Below are 14367 nucleotides of genomic sequence, written 5' to 3' on the forward strand. Positions count from 1 at the left end.
CGACCGTCCCGACAACTGCCTCGCCTCCGGCCTGCCCGCCGGAAAAATGCCCGAACTGCGCATGATGCCCGCGCCGTCGGACGCCAATGTGTACGGCGACGTGTTCGGCGGCTGGATCATGGCGCAGGTCGATATCGCCGGTTCCCTGCCGGCCACGCGGCGCGCCAACGGCCGTGTCGCCACCATCGCCGTCAATTCCTTCGTCTTCAAAAATCCCGTCTTCGTCGGCGATCTGCTGTCCTTCTACGCCGACATCGTCAAGGTGGGCAATACCTCGATCACCGTCAATGTCGAGGTATATGCCGAGCGTAACCGCCTGCAGGCATGCATCGTGAAAGTCACGGAAGCGACCTTGATCTACGTGGCGACGGACTCCGACCGCAAGCCGCGCAAGGTGCCGCCGATCGAGACCTTATTGGCGCCTTGACTGTCGTAATCAATCCACACCATGGATAGCCAGCGCCGCATCTTCTTGCTCAGTGCTGCGCGCATCACGGCACTGGCCGCGGCCGGCAGCGTGCTGTCCGGTTCCAGCGCCAGCGCCGCCACGCGCCTGAACGGCACGGCTTATCCGTTTGCGCTCGGTGTCGCTTCCGGCTCGCCCTTGCCCGACGCCGTCGTGCTGTGGACGCGCATCTGCTACGACCCGCTGCAGGCCGCCGCCACGCCCGCCATCGCCCTGAACGTGCGCTGGGAAGTGGCCGACGATGAAACTTTCCGGCGCATCGCCGCCAAGGGCCAGGCTACGGCCATGCCCTCCCTCGCACACAGCGTGCACGTCGACGTGGGCGGCCTGGCGCCCGGACGCTGGTACTGGTACCGCTTCATGCTGGGCGACGCCGTCAGCCTCGTAGGCCGCACGCGTACGGCGCCCGAGCCCGGTTCCATGCCTGCCTCGCTGAAACTGGGTGTCGCCTCGTGCCAGCACTGGGAATTCGGCGCGTATGCGGCGCACCGGCATATCGCGGCGGCTGCGCCCGACCTGGTGGCCTTCCTCGGCGACTACATCTATGAATGGGGGCCGTACCAGCTGCAGCACCCGAGCCGGGCCGTGCGCACGCATGAAAGTTTTACGCTGGACGAGTACCGCGCCCGCTACGCGCAATACAAGAGCGACCGCGACTTGCAGGGCGCGCACCTGGCCGCGCCGTGGATCGTCACCTGGGACGACCATGAAGTGGCCAACGATTACGGCAACGACCGCGACGAGTTGCTCACGCCCACCTTCCTGCAGCGCCGCGCGGCAGCCTACCAGGCGTTTTATGAACACATGCCGCTGCGCCTGCTGCCGCTGGGGCGGCGCGGCTTCGTCGACATGCGCATCTACCAGCGTTACGACTGGGGCCGGTTGGCGCGCTTCCACGTGCTGGACGACCGGCAATACCGCGCCTACCACGCCTGCGCCAAACCGGGCCGCGGCGGCTCCAATTCCGTCACTACGCGCAACTGTCCCGACTTGTTCAAGCCCGACCGCACCATGCTGGGCGAGGAACAGCAGCAATGGCTGCAAGCCGGTCTCGATGATTCCCCGGCGCGCTGGAATATCCTGGCCCAGCAAACCCTGATGGCACAATCGAGCCAGGTGCCCATCGTGCGGCCAGGCGACGAGCGCGTCTGGACCGATGGCTGGGATGGCTATCCCATGGCGCGCCAGCACCTGCTCGACGCCTTGCGCAGCAGCAAGGCCAGCAACCCGCTCGTACTGTCGGGCGACGTGCACACTTTTTATGCGACGGACCTGAGCCGCAACGCCATGCGACCCACCGGCAAGGATAATCCCGTGCTGGCGACCGAGTTTTGCGGTACCTCGATCACGTCCAGCTCCCGCCCGCAGGCACGCACGGACCAGTACGTGGCGATGAATCCGCACATCCGTTACGGACGCAGCGACAAGCGCGGCTATATGTTGCTGGAGATCACACCGGAGAAAACCACGACCCTGTTCCAGGGGCTGGAAAATGTGCGCGACAGCGCGTCCGGCATCGCGACACTGGCCAGCTTCACCGTGCAGGACGGCAAGGCGGGCGTGCAACGCGCCTAGCCTATGCTTTTCAAGGCGTCGCGGTAGCGCCGGCTGACGGGCACTTCGCCGCCCGTGGACAGCACCGCGCGCGCATCGCCCGATTCCAGCGGCGTGATTGCCTGCACGAAATCGAGGTTAACGATATAGCTGCGGTGTACGCGCAGGAAGCGCTTGCCATCGAGGCGGCGCTCGATGGCCGCCATGGTCGAGCGCAGCGGGTAATCGTGCCCGCGCACATGCAGGTTCACATAGTTGCCCCAAGCCTGTATCCACTCGATCTCGGCAGCCGGCAACAGAAAATCCTTGCCCAGCTTGCGCACCAGGAAACGTTCTGGCTGCTGCACCGGTTCCACGGCGGGTCCTTCATCGGGCTCGTCCAGCAACGTCGCCTCGCCTTGCCAGCGCATCAGCAGCAACTGGTAAAAGCCGGCGAACAATAAAATGGAGAAGTAAGCACGCACATCCTTGACATATTCATAAGGCAATTCGCGCCACCAGTTACCGAAATCGTAATCGCTGCCGGCGCTCCAGTATGCCATTTTGCGCAAGGCCACCATGGCCAGCACATGCACCAGGCTGTAGACCAGCGACGCGATCAGATGCCAGCGCAGATTCTGGCGCTGGAAAACCAGGTGCAAGGGCCGAAACTGCTTAGCCAGGATCACCACCGGCACCAGCGCCAGCAACACCAGGTTGCTGCTCCATTCCCATACCGCCACCTCCCAGAAGGGTGTCGCGAGCCCGGCGCGTTGGTGGTCTGCCCAGCTGATCCAGCAGTTGAGCGACGTTTGCAGCAGATACAGGACGATCCAGAAAGCTGGCTCGGCGATCTGGCGCCAGCGTTGATATCGTTGCAACAAATCGGTGGAAGACAGGCGCATGGTGTCGAACGGTGAATTAGTTGCATGATTGTAAGGTCCCAAAGCCGTCCCAGCGTCACCGCTCGTCACAAACAGTCCGCCATTGATCACTTTTCGCTGGATCAGCCCCTGCGGCCTGCCTATGCTGGGGCATTCCTTCACCAACGGACGCCGCGACCATGACCACAGATTTTCGCCGTTACGATATCGATGCCTTGCGCTTTCTTGTCTTCAGCCTGCTGATCGTCTACCACACGGCCATGCTGTACCTGGATGGCGCCGCCTTCCACATGAAGAGCAGCTACTTGACGGACGCATTGAACTTCCCCATGGCCTTCATCAACCGGTGGCGCATGGAAATCGTGTTCCTCATTTCCGGCGTGTCGTGCGCCATGATGACGCAAACGTCCAGGGGCGCGTTCCTGCGACGCAGGCTCCAGCGCCTGTTCTTGCCCCTGCTGTTTGGCGTGCTGGTGGTGATCCCCGTACAGCCGTACTGCGAGGGCGTCAGCAACGGCTTGGTCGAGCCTGGCTATGGAGCGTTCCTGCTCCATTACTTTGGCGGCTACGCTTGGCCAGCCGGCGCATTTACGGGCTGGAAAACCAGTTTTACCTGGAATCATCTGTGGTATCTGGTGTATCTATTGCTGTACACCATCGTGCTGGTGGCCCTGCAACCGCTGCTGGCCAAGGCCAGGCCGCTGTTCACGGGACTGCGCGGCTGGCGCCTGTTGGTCCTGCCTGCCCTGCCCGCGTTGGCGGCAACGGCTTTCCTGAAACTGCGCTATCCGGAAACCCATGCGCTGGTGAAAGACTGGTACGCGCATGCCATCTATTTCACCATGTATCTGTATGGCTGGTGGCTGGGCAACGACAAGGGAGTGTGGCAGGAACTGGCGCGCTTGCGCTGGCATGCGCTGCTGCTGGCGCCCTTTGCATTTACAGTGTATCTGGGCTTTGATCTCGTGCATTCGGAAAACCTGCTGACCTGGGCCGCGTTTGGTTCCTGGCCCATGCGCAACCTGTACATGTGGCTGGCCATCTGCGCCATCCTGGGCTGGTCGCACACCTTGCTGAATCAACCTTTTGCCTGGCTGCCATGGGCGCGCCAGGCCGTGTTTCCCTGGTACATGCTGCACCAGAGCGCAATTATCCTGCTGGCCTACTGGCTGGTGCCGCTGAAGCTGGGTCCCGTGCTGGAACCGCTGCTGATACTGGCCGGCACGGTGGCGACTTGCTGGCTGGGGACGTCGCTGCTGATCAGCAAGGTGAACTGGCTGCGCCCCTGTTTTGGCTTGCCCGCCAGGCCACGGCAAGCCGTGGCGGCGGACACGGCCCTGGCGACGAATTAAGCTACTTTCTTTTCGTCGCGCAATTGACGGCGCAAGATCTTGCCGACGTTAGTTTTCGGCAATTCATCGCGGAACTCGATGTATTTCGGCTTCTTGTAGGCCGTCAATTCATGTTTGCAATGCTCGCGGATCTGTTCCACCGTCAAGTTCGGGTCCTTGCGCACGACAAACACTTTCACGGCTTCGCCCGAGTTGGCGTCCGGCACGCCGATGCATGCGCACTCCAGCACCCCCGGACACGACGCGACCACGTCTTCCACCTCGTTCGGATACACATTGAAGCCGGAGACGATGATCATGTCTTTCTTGCGGTCCACGATTTTTACGTAGCCGCGCTCGTCCATGACGCCCACGTCGCCCGTCTTGAAGTAGCCGTCGGCCGTCATCGACTTGGCCGTCTCGTCAGGACGCTGCCAGTAGCCGGCCATCACTTGCGGGCCGCGCACGGCGATCTCGCCGGGCTCGCCCAGCGCCACTTCCACGCCGTCATCGTTGAGGATCGCCACTTCCGTCGACGGGAAAGGCAAGCCGATGGTGCCCGTGAATTCCGTGATGTCGACGCGGTTGCCCGTCACCACGGGCGACGTTTCCGACATGCCATAGCCTTCGATCAGCGGGCAGCCCGTCAGTTTCAGCCAGCGTTCGGCCACGTTGCGCTGCAGGGCCATGCCGCCGCCATTGCACACTTTGTAGCTGGAAAAATCGAGCTTGGCGAAGTCGGCATTGTTCAGCAGCGCGTTGTACAAGGTATTGACGGCCGGGAAGACGACGATCTTGTGCTTGCTCAATTCTTTGACGAAGCCGGGGATGTCGCGCGGATTCGGAATCAGCACGCTCATGCCACCCAGACGCATGCCCATCAGGGCGCTGACCGTCAGCGAATAGATGTGATACAGGGGCAAGGCGCACATGAAGCCCATCGAGGTGGCACGCATTTCAGGCGTCATCACGGGCGACATCCACGCCTCGTTCTGCAGCACGTTGGCGATCACGTTACGGTGCAACAACATCGCGCCTTTCGACACGCCCGTCGTGCCGCCCGTGTATTGCAGGAAGACGATATCGTCATGGCCCTGCTGCACCGGCGTCAACGTCAGGCGGGAACCCTCGGCCAGCACCTTGTTGAAACTGATGGCGTTCGGCAAGGAAAACGCCGGCACCATTTTCTTGATCTTGCGCACGACGAAATTGACGATGGTGCCCTTCAAACCGCCCAGCAAGTCGCCCATGGTGGCGACGATCACATGCTTGACCTGGGTATGCGGCAGCACCTGCTCGACCGTGGTCGCAAAATTTTCCAGCACAATGATCGCTTCGCTGCCCGAATCGATCAGCTGATGCTGGAGTTCGCGCGGCGTGTACAGCGGATTGACGTTCACCACCGTGTAACCGGCGCGCAGGATCGCCGCCATGGCCACCGGATATTGCAGCACGTTCGGCAGCATGATCGCCACGCGCGCGCCACGTTGCAGGCCCTTGCTTTGCAGCCAGGCGCCCATCTGCAGCGACAGCTTGTCGAGTTCGCGGTAGGTGAGGAATTTATCCATGCACACGAAGGCATTGCGGTCCGCATATTTCTGGAACGACTCTTCCAGCAAATGCGTGACGGAACGGTATTGCGTGCAATCAATCTCTGCGGGAACGCTGTCCGGGTACGACTTCAACCAAATCTTGTCCATCTCGCCTCATCTTTATCTGTAAAAGGGATGCGCCTCCTGGCGCATCCACATTGTTTATGCTGCTATCTTCGTTTCGTCACGCAAGGCGCGACGCAAAATCTTGCCGACGTTGGTCTTCGGCAGTTCATCGCGGAATTCGATGTATTTCGGCCGCTTGTAGCCCGTGAACTGCTCCTTGCAATACGCGGCCAGCACGGCCTGGGTCAGGTTCGGGTCCTTGCGCACGACAAACACTTTCACGGCCTCGCCCGAATGCTCGTCCGGCACGCCCACGCAGGCGCACTCGAGCACGCCCGGATGGGCCGCGATGACGGCCTCGACTTCGTTCGGATACACATTGAAGCCGGAGACGAGAATCATGTCTTTCTTGCGGTCCACGATCTTCACGTAGCCGCGCTCGTCCATGATGCCCACGTCGCCCGATTTGAAATACCCATCGGGCGTCATGACCTTGGCCGTTTCGTCGGGACGGTTCCAGTAGCCGCTCATCACTTGCGGGCCACGGATGGCGATCTCGCCCGTCTGACCCAGCGGCACTTCCTTGCCGTCATCGTCGAGGATGGCAATGTCGGTCGAGGGCACAGGCAAGCCGATGGTGCCGGAAAACGCCGTGCTGTCGGCGCGGTTGCAGGTGGCAACGGGCGACGTTTCCGACAAGCCATAGCCTTCGATGATGGACACGCCCGTTACTTGCAGCCACTTGTCGTTGACGGCTTGCTGCACCGCCATGCCGCCGCCATTGGCGATCTTCAAGCCCGAGAAATCGAGCTTGGCGAAGTCGGGATGATTGACCAGCGCGTTATACAGCGTATTGACCGCCGGCAGCAGGTTGAACTTGTACTTGCCCAGTTCCTTGATCAGGCCCGGGATATCGCGCGGATTCGGGATCAGGATATTGAGCGCACCGACGCGCGTGCCCCACATGGCGCAGGCCGTCAGGGCAAAGATATGGTACAGCGGCAAGGCGCAGACGATGATCAGCTGTTCCTTGCTGTTCTGGTCGAGCGCCGCACCCGACCACGCTTCGCTTTGCAGCACGTTGGCGATCACATTGCGGTGGCTCAAGGTCGCGCCTTTCGACACGCCCGTCGTGCCGCCCGTGTATTGCAGGAAAGCGGCGTCGTTAATGCTCAGCTCGACGGGCGTGAGCTTCATGCGGCTGCCCAGCGCCAGCGCCTGCTTGAAACGCATGGCGTTCGGCAAGGAATACGCGGGCACCATCTTCTTGACGTTGCGCACGACAAAATTGACGATCATGCCTTTCAAGCCACCGAGCATTTCACCCATGCTGGCGACGATGATGTGCTTGACAGCCGTCTTGCTCAATACTTGCTCGACCGTATGGGCAAAGTTTTCCAGCACGATGATCGCTTCGCTGCCCGAATCGTTCAGCTGGTGCTCGAGTTCGCGCGGCGTATATAAAGGATTGACGTTGACCACCGTGTAGCCGGCGCGCAGCACGGCCGCGATCGCCACCGGATACTGGAGCACGTTCGGCATCATCAGGGCGACTCTGGCCCCCTTCTTCAGCCCACGGCTTTGCAGCCAGGCACCCAGCTGGCGCGAATAGGTGTCGAGTTCGGCATAGGTGAGAAATTTGTCCATGCAGACATAGGCATTGCGGTCCGCATATTTTTGAAACGCTTCTTCCAGCAAATGCACCAGCGAACGATATTGATCAGGATCGATGTCGGCGGGGACGCCGGGAGGATACGACTTCAGCCAAATTTTTTCCATCCTGTGCCTCTTGTCTCGAATAATCGTGGGGGAGCCGGCGCATCTTGCCGACGCGGATCATTGCTGCGGATTCTGTCGTCCGGCAGTCAGTTTGAGCATTCTGACGAGCAATTGCTCTATGCTACTAATGCGATGCTATCGGGCGCCGCGCTTCCATGCAAGCGCTTTCAACAGTATTCGAGCGGCAACTCTAGGGGCTTTTTATGCTGCATTGCAACATGATAAATACGCTGTTACCGAATCGCTTGCCTCGGCATACGGGACAATCTTTACGGGTCAGGGGCTGGACAATTGTTCCAGCGCATACCTGCGCTCAGGCTTCTTGAGCTGGGCCATTGTGTGCACTGCAGCATAAAAAGCACGAAAGTTCTTTTTTTCTTCCAGCAATTTTTTGAAGGCAGGCAAAAATTCATTGTAGGTAGACACGGAAGCCAGGTGCGCATTGCTCAATGGCTGCTCGAACCAGCGGTCGTAACCGGCAAAACCACCCCAGTTTTTCTTCAGCACCTGGTACGCGTCTTGCAATGCCGCAAACACCTGCGCCTTGCGCGTGCGCTTGTCCGCATCGCTGGCCTCGCTTGCATACACGGCTTCCAGTTTCCCCCGGTATGTCAGCAGCAAGGCCAGAAAATCCTGGCGCCGCGCCGCATACTGGGCGTATGACGCGCGCATGGCGTCATTGCCCTCGCGCGCCAGCCAGCGCTGCACGCCCGCCTCTTCCACGGCGCTGGCAAACGACTCGTTGAAGGCCGAATCGCCGGGCACGTACACCACCTGGTGCGCCAGTTCATGGAAAATCAGGCGCGCCAGTTCCGCATCGTTGTAGTTGATAAAGGTCGACAGCAGCGGGTCGTCGAACCAGCCCAGGGTGGAATACGCGGGCACGCCGCCCACCTGCACGTCGTAATGCTGGGCGCGCAACTCGTCGGCATAGGCGAGCGCCTCGTCCTTGCTGTAATAGCCGCGGTAATTGACGCAGCCGGCGATGGGGAAACACCATTGCAGCGGCTGCAGCGACAGTTCCGGCGTGGCCACCACGTTCCACAGCACGAAGGGGCGCCGCAGGGCGGCGTAATTCTTGTAGCTGCCATTGTCCGGTAAATCCAGCTCGCTGACGGCAAAGCGGCGGATCTGCTGCGCCTTGGCCAGACGCACTTTCAAGCGCGGTTCGGTGGCCGGGTCATCAAGCCAGGCATCGACGGGGCGCGCGCCGGACCACAGCGCATATTGCCCCTGCGCCGCCTGCGTGTAGTAGCGCAGCTGCGTGCAGCCGCCCAGCGGCAGGCACAGCATGCCAACAAGCAGGCGGGCCGGCCAGCGGGCCATGTCAGGCAACCTTTTCCACTTCGACCAGCGTATCGTAGAAGGTCGGCGCGCGGCCCATGTCCGTCAGGCGCTGGCTCGTCACTTCATTGGCGTTCTTGCCGTCGCTGGCGAGTTTCTTCCACCATACGGACAAGCCCACCACCAGGCCCCGTCTCGCCTTGTCCGTGACCCTGGCCTTGGCGACAAAGCTGCCGCGGTCATTGAAGATGCGCACCATGTCGCCGGCCGCGATGCCGCGCGCGGCACAATCGTCGGGATGGATATCGAGGTGCGGCTCGCCCTCGGCCGCGCGCAGGCTTTTCACGTTTACAAAAGTGGAATTGAGGAAGTTGCGCGCCGGCGGCGAAATCATGGCCAGCGGGAAGCGCGCCGCCAGCGCGGGATTGCTGGCTTGCGATTCGTGCGGTGCGATATACGTGGGCAAGGGATCGAGTCCCGCCTGCGCCATGGCCTCCGAATACAACTCGCACTTGCCCGATGGCGTGGGGAAACCACCTTCGGCAAAGGGCGCCTCGGGCATGGCCAGTTTTTGCCAGCCCCTGCGTTTCAGCGATTCCCAGTCAAAATGCACGGCGCGCGCATCTGTGTTGTCGAAGGCCTTGGCCGCCAGCGCATCGTCGCTTTCCTGGAAGCATGGATCATCAAAGCCCATGTATTGCGCCAGCAGGCGGAAGATTTCCGTATTCGCCTTCGCTTCGCCCAGCGGCGCCACGGCCGCATTGTTCGCCATCATGTACAGGTGGCCGTAGGTGGAATGCGCATCGACGTGTTCCAGCTGCGTGGTAGCGGGCAGCACGATGTCGGCGTAATCGACGGTATCGGTCTGGAAGTGTTCGAGCACGACCGTAAACAAATCCTCGCGGGCAAAACCCTGCGCCACTTTCGATGAATCGGGCGCCACCGCCAGCGGATTCGAATTGTAGACGATCACGGCCTCGACTTGCGGTCCGAACTCGGGCGAGCTTTCTTTCAGTAAATCGTCGCCGATGGTGCTCATGTTGATCGTGCGCGGCGTGCCTTTCAATAAATCAGGGCGCTGCAGGGCCTTGCGGTTGACGGGGAAGGAACCCGAGCTCGACAGCTGCATGCCGCCCGCAGGATGGCGCCAGGCGCCCGTCAGGGCCGGCAGGCAGGCGATGTTGCGCACGGCCATGCCGCCGCCATGCACGCGTTGCACGCCGTAGTTGGTGCGGATGGCGGCGCCCTCGCCAGAGCGGCACGCCCGGCCGTACAGGCGCGCCAGTTCCACCACTTCCGCGACCGTGATGCCGCATACCTCGGCCACGCGCTCGGGCGGCCATTCCAAAGCGCGCTGTTTCAAGCCATCGTAGCCGACCGTGTAGCGTTCGATGTAGTCATGGTCGACCAGGTCTTCGGTGATCAAGACATGCATCAAGCCCAGCGCCAGGGCCGCATCGGTGCCCGGCAGCAAGGCGATATGCTGGTGGCATTTTTCGGCCGTCAGCGAGCGGTACGGGTCGATGGCGATCAGGGTGGCGCCGTTGCGCTTGGCTTCCTGCGCCCGCATCCAGAAGTGCAGGTTCGAGGCGATCGGGTTGCCGCCCCAGATGATGATCAATTTCGCGTTCTGGAACTGCTCCAGGTCCGTGCCGATGCTGGCGCCCACCGTATAGCGGTAGCCGGTGGCGCCGGCCGAGGCGCAGATGGTGCGGTCCAGCAGGGAAGCGCCCAGCTGGTTGAAGAAACGCGAGGACATCGATTCGCCCTGCACCAGGCCCATGGTGCCGCAGTAGCTGTACGGCAAGATCGCCTGCGGATCGCGCGCGGCGATCGGTTTCAATCGGTCCGCGATGGTTTGCAGCGCCTCTTCCCAGCTGATGCGCTCGAACTTGCCTTCCCCCTTCTTGCCCACGCGGCGCAAGGGATGCAGCAGCCGGTCCGCATGGTAGGTGCGTTCCGTGAAGCGTGACACCTTGGTGCACAGCACGCCAGCCGTGGTCGGGTGGTCGGGATCTCCCTTGACGGCTGTTGCCACGCCATCGGTCACGGTGACCAGCAAGGCGCAGGTATCGGGGCAATCGAGCGGGCAGGCGGCGCGCACTTGGGTGGTGGTCATGGTGCAATCCAAAAACGTTGGGGGAAGGCGATACTGTAAACCATTCCGCGCGCTTGCTGTTGGCGCCATGGCAAGCACGTCCGTGCGCTGGATTTACCCGGCAAACAAGGGCTACAATGCACTATTAGCCGCGCCTGTTTTTGATCAAACAAGCGCGGTCCGGCGCGCCATACATTGCCGCGTGCCAGCATCCACAGGAGAGTCCCATGAAACTAGTTGATCCGATCTTGGCGTTTCAATCCGAGCTGCAAGGTATCCGCCGCGACCTGCATGCGCACCCCGAGCTGTGCTACGAAGAACAGCGCACCTCGGACGTGGTCGCCGCCAAACTGACGGAATGGGGCATTCCCGTGGTGCGCGGCCTGGGCCGCACTGGCGTGGTCGGCATCATCAAAAATGGTACATCGACACGCGCCATCGGCCTGCGCGCCGATATGGATGCCTTGCCCATGCAGGAAATGAATACCTTCGAGCATGCCTCGCGCCACCCCGGCAAGATGCACGCCTGCGGCCACGACGGCCACACGGCGATGCTGCTCGGTGCGGCCCATTACCTGGCGCAACACCGCAACTTCGACGGCACCGTCTACCTCGTCTTCCAGCCGGCGGAAGAAGGCGGTGCCGGCGCGCGCGAAATGATAGCAGACGGCTTGTTTACCCGCTTTCCCATGGATGCCATCTACGGCATGCACAACTGGCCAGGCGCGGAAACTGGCACCCTGAGCGTGGTGGAAGGCCCGATGATGGCGTCGAGCAATGAATTCCACGTCACCGTCAAGGGCAAGGGCGCGCATGCGGCCCAGCCCCACAAGGGCATCGACCCCGTGATGGTGGCCGTGCAAATCGCCCAGAGCTGGCAAACCGTCATCACGCGCAACAAGAGTCCGCTCGACACGGCCGTGCTGTCGATCACGCAAATCCATGCGGGCAGTGCCACCAACGTGATTCCCGATGACGCCAGCCTGGTCGGCACCGTGCGCACCTTTACCACGCCCGTGCTGGACCTGATCGAAGAGCGCATGCGCGACATCGCCGTGCACACGGCCGCCGCCTTTGGTGCGGAAGTCGATTTCCACTTCAAGCGCAACTATCCGCCGCTGGTCAACCATGTGAAGGAAACGGCGTTTGCCATCGAAGTGATGAAAAGCGTGGTGGGCGCCGGCAAGGTCAACGCGAATGTCGAACCGACCATGGGTGCGGAAGATTTCGCTTTCTTCCTGCAAGAAAAGGCCGGCTGCTACATCTTCATCGGCAATGGCGATGGTGAGCACCGCGATGGTGGCCACGGTCTGGGGCCGTGCGTCTTGCACAACGGCAGCTACGACTTCAACGACAACCTGCTGCCGATCGGCGCCAGTTTCTGGGTCAAGCTGGCCGAAGCGAGCCTGCCCGTCGCTTGATTCAGCTCAGCTTATCCGGGCCGCCGCCCAGGCGCTGGCCCGGATTCAACGCTTCCAGGGCCAGCAAGGCCGCCGCATGGTCTGCCGTCGGGTGGCTGGTGCCGAGGGTTTCATAGCGCTGCGTCACCAGTTGCGTCACCGGCAAGGTGACGTGGGCCGCCTCGGCCGCCGCGAGGATGTTGTGCATATCCTTGATCTGACTCTTTACCTGGCCGCCGGCAACAAAGTTGCGCTCCAACATGCGCTGACCATGCACCTCCAAAATCTTGCTCTCGGCAAAACCGCCGCGGATGGCTGCCCGCACGGCACTCGCATCGGCGCCCGCCGCCTGGGCCAGCAGCAAGGCTTCCGCCACAATATTCAGGGTCGCGCCGACGATCAGCTGATTGCACAGCTTGGCCACCTGGCCACTGCCGGGCGGGCCCACCAGAGTCGGGCGCCCCATCGCCGCCAGGATAGTTTCCACACGGGCGTAATCGCCGGTGCTGGCGCCGGCCATGATGGCCAGGGTACCCGCCTGCGCTCCGCCGACGCCACCCGACACGGGCGCATCGATGAAGCCATGGCCAGCGGCGTGCAAAGTGGCATGAAATTGCTGGGCTTCCGACTGCTTCGTGGAACTCATATCGATCCACAGCGCACCAGCGGACAAGGCCGGCAACGCTTCTTGCAACACCTGCGCCACGATGGGACCGGCTTCCAGCATGGAGATCACCACGTCCGCGCCATCGACCGCTTCAGCCTCGGATATGGCCGGCTGCGCCCCTGCCGCACGCAGGACTTGGGCCTTGCTGTGCGTGCGATTCCAAATTGTGACAGAATATCCAGCGCGTAGCAGGCACCGGACCATCGGATCCCCCATCAGACCGATACCGAGAAATGCGATTTTTGTAGAGAATGTCAATTGAACCCCTGAGATCAACAAGTGGCGAGAGCGGCATCAAAGCAGGTGCCTGTACAAACAAGACAATAGCCTAACGGCCAATTTTACGATGAAAGCCTCTATGTTCTTCAAGAAGAATCTCCTCACATCCATCGCCGCCGTTGCCGCGCTGATGGCGGCCAACGCCGGCTTTGCCGCCGACGACAAACTGATCGACTCCGTCTACGGCGAATATGCCAAGGGGGTCAAAGTGCAGATGTTGCGCGCTGGCGTAACGTCGAACTGGGATAAAGCCTGGTTTGTATCGAATGGCACGCAGCTGAGCGGTTACTGGGATGCCAGCATCGGCGGTTGGGATGGCAAGAGCTATCGCAACGTCCCTGGCCAGCATCAAAAACTGTGGGACCTGGGTTTTACTCCCGTGTTCCGCTTTGAAAACACGAATAAGCTGGGCTTCTACGCGGAAGGCGGCATTGGCGTACACATGCTGTCCAAGCTGTACGATAACGACGATAACCGCCTGTCGACCCACTTCCAGTTCGGCGACCATATCGGCGTCGGCTATGTCTTCAATAACAAATGGGAAGTCGCTGCGAAGATCCAGCATTTCTCGAACGGCGGCTACAAAAAGCCAAACAGCGGCGTCAATTACATGAACGTCAAAGTCGCTTATCACTTTTAATGGGTTTGATAAATGACAAAAGCAGCGCGCAGCGCTGCTTTTTTTACGCCTGCTGAACAACCGGAGGCAGCCCCCTCACACTGACCGTCGGTCGGCAGATCGGCCCAGGTCGGCGCAGGTCGGCGTAGGTCGGCTTAGCGCAGCGTAAGCCGACACCCACCCGCGGCGCCCCACAAAACCACCAGACGAAAAAAAACCCGACCATTGCTGATCGGGTTTTTTCTACTGCGTATAACAAGCCTGACGATAACCTACTTTCACACTGGTTGCAGCACTATCATCGGCGCAAAGTTGTTTCACGGTCCTGTTCGGGATGGGAAGGGGTGGGACCAACTTGCTATGGTCATC

General features: G+C 61.3%; 11 protein-coding genes and 1 rRNA gene. 5 read left to right on the plus strand and 7 right to left on the minus strand.

The genetic code is table 11. The features are described from left to right. Positions 1-61: 61 nt before the first annotated feature. Positions 62-427, plus strand: a complete 366-nt coding sequence (locus ACQ4WQ_RS23025) for an acyl-CoA thioesterase (protein ID WP_326458883.1) — start codon at positions 62-64, stop codon at positions 425-427. Between the two features lie 21 nt (positions 428-448). Next, positions 449-2041, plus strand: a complete 1593-nt coding sequence (locus ACQ4WQ_RS23030; protein ID WP_436500241.1) for an alkaline phosphatase D family protein — start codon at positions 449-451, stop codon at positions 2039-2041. On the opposite strand, the gene ACQ4WQ_RS23035 is transcribed toward ACQ4WQ_RS23030, so the two are convergent. Then, positions 2038-2904 (minus strand): LytTR family DNA-binding domain-containing protein, encoded by an 867-nt coding sequence (locus tag ACQ4WQ_RS23035; RefSeq protein WP_436500243.1) that lies wholly within the window; start codon positions 2902-2904, stop codon positions 2038-2040. The two genes, ACQ4WQ_RS23030 and ACQ4WQ_RS23035, sit on opposite strands and share 4 nt — an antisense overlap. A 158-nt stretch (positions 2905-3062) precedes the next feature. Here ACQ4WQ_RS23035 and ACQ4WQ_RS23040 point away from each other — a divergent pair, with 158 nt between their 5' ends. After that, positions 3063-4235: an acyltransferase family protein gene (locus ACQ4WQ_RS23040; protein ID WP_436500245.1), complete on the plus strand. Its 1173-nt coding sequence runs from the start codon at positions 3063-3065 to the stop codon at positions 4233-4235. On the opposite strand, the gene ACQ4WQ_RS23045 is transcribed toward ACQ4WQ_RS23040, so the two are convergent. From ACQ4WQ_RS23045 to ACQ4WQ_RS23060, 4 genes are all read right to left on the minus strand, one after another. Then, complete coding sequence (locus tag ACQ4WQ_RS23045) at positions 4232-5914, minus strand: long-chain-fatty-acid--CoA ligase (protein WP_436500247.1); 1683 nt, start codon at positions 5912-5914, stop codon at positions 4232-4234. The genes ACQ4WQ_RS23040 and ACQ4WQ_RS23045 overlap by 4 nt on opposite strands. 54 nt (positions 5915-5968) lie before the next feature. Further along, entirely contained in the window at positions 5969-7651 is a 1683-nt protein-coding gene (locus ACQ4WQ_RS23050) for a long-chain fatty acid--CoA ligase (RefSeq protein ID WP_326458859.1), read from the minus strand. A 276-nt stretch (positions 7652-7927) separates the two neighbouring features. Continuing rightward, entirely contained in the window at positions 7928-8977 is a 1050-nt protein-coding gene (locus tag ACQ4WQ_RS23055; protein ID WP_436500249.1) for an aminopeptidase, read from the minus strand. A gap of 1 nt (position 8978) precedes the next feature. Further along, positions 8979-11054: a molybdopterin-containing oxidoreductase family protein gene (locus ACQ4WQ_RS23060; protein ID WP_436500251.1), complete on the minus strand. Its 2076-nt coding sequence runs from the start codon at positions 11052-11054 to the stop codon at positions 8979-8981. A 206-nt stretch (positions 11055-11260) separates the two neighbouring features. On the opposite strand from ACQ4WQ_RS23060, the gene ACQ4WQ_RS23065 reads away from it, so the two are divergent. After that, a complete protein-coding gene (locus ACQ4WQ_RS23065; RefSeq protein WP_436500253.1) occupies positions 11261-12454 on the plus strand; it encodes a M20 aminoacylase family protein in 1194 nt (397 codons plus the stop codon). 1 nt (position 12455) lies between these two features. Here ACQ4WQ_RS23065 and ACQ4WQ_RS23070 read toward each other — a convergent pair whose 3' ends face one another. Further along, positions 12456-13358 carry an NAD(P)-dependent oxidoreductase gene (locus ACQ4WQ_RS23070; protein ID WP_436500255.1) on the minus strand — a complete coding sequence of 301 codons (903 nt, stop codon included), beginning with the start codon at positions 13356-13358 and terminating at the stop codon, positions 12456-12458. An 88-nt stretch (positions 13359-13446) separates the two neighbouring features. Between ACQ4WQ_RS23070 and ACQ4WQ_RS23075 the strand changes: the two genes are divergently transcribed. Further along, complete coding sequence (locus ACQ4WQ_RS23075) at positions 13447-14019, plus strand: acyloxyacyl hydrolase (protein ID WP_436500257.1); 573 nt, start codon at positions 13447-13449, stop codon at positions 14017-14019. Positions 14020-14257: 238 nt separating this feature from the next. Here the strand turns inward: ACQ4WQ_RS23075 and rrf are convergent. Then, positions 14258-14367, minus strand: a 5S ribosomal RNA gene (gene rrf / locus ACQ4WQ_RS23080); the annotation flags it as partial.

The sequence above is a fragment of the Janthinobacterium goodfellowi genome (genome assembly GCF_051380695.1).
GTDB lineage: Bacteria > Pseudomonadota > Gammaproteobacteria > Burkholderiales > Burkholderiaceae_D > Janthinobacterium.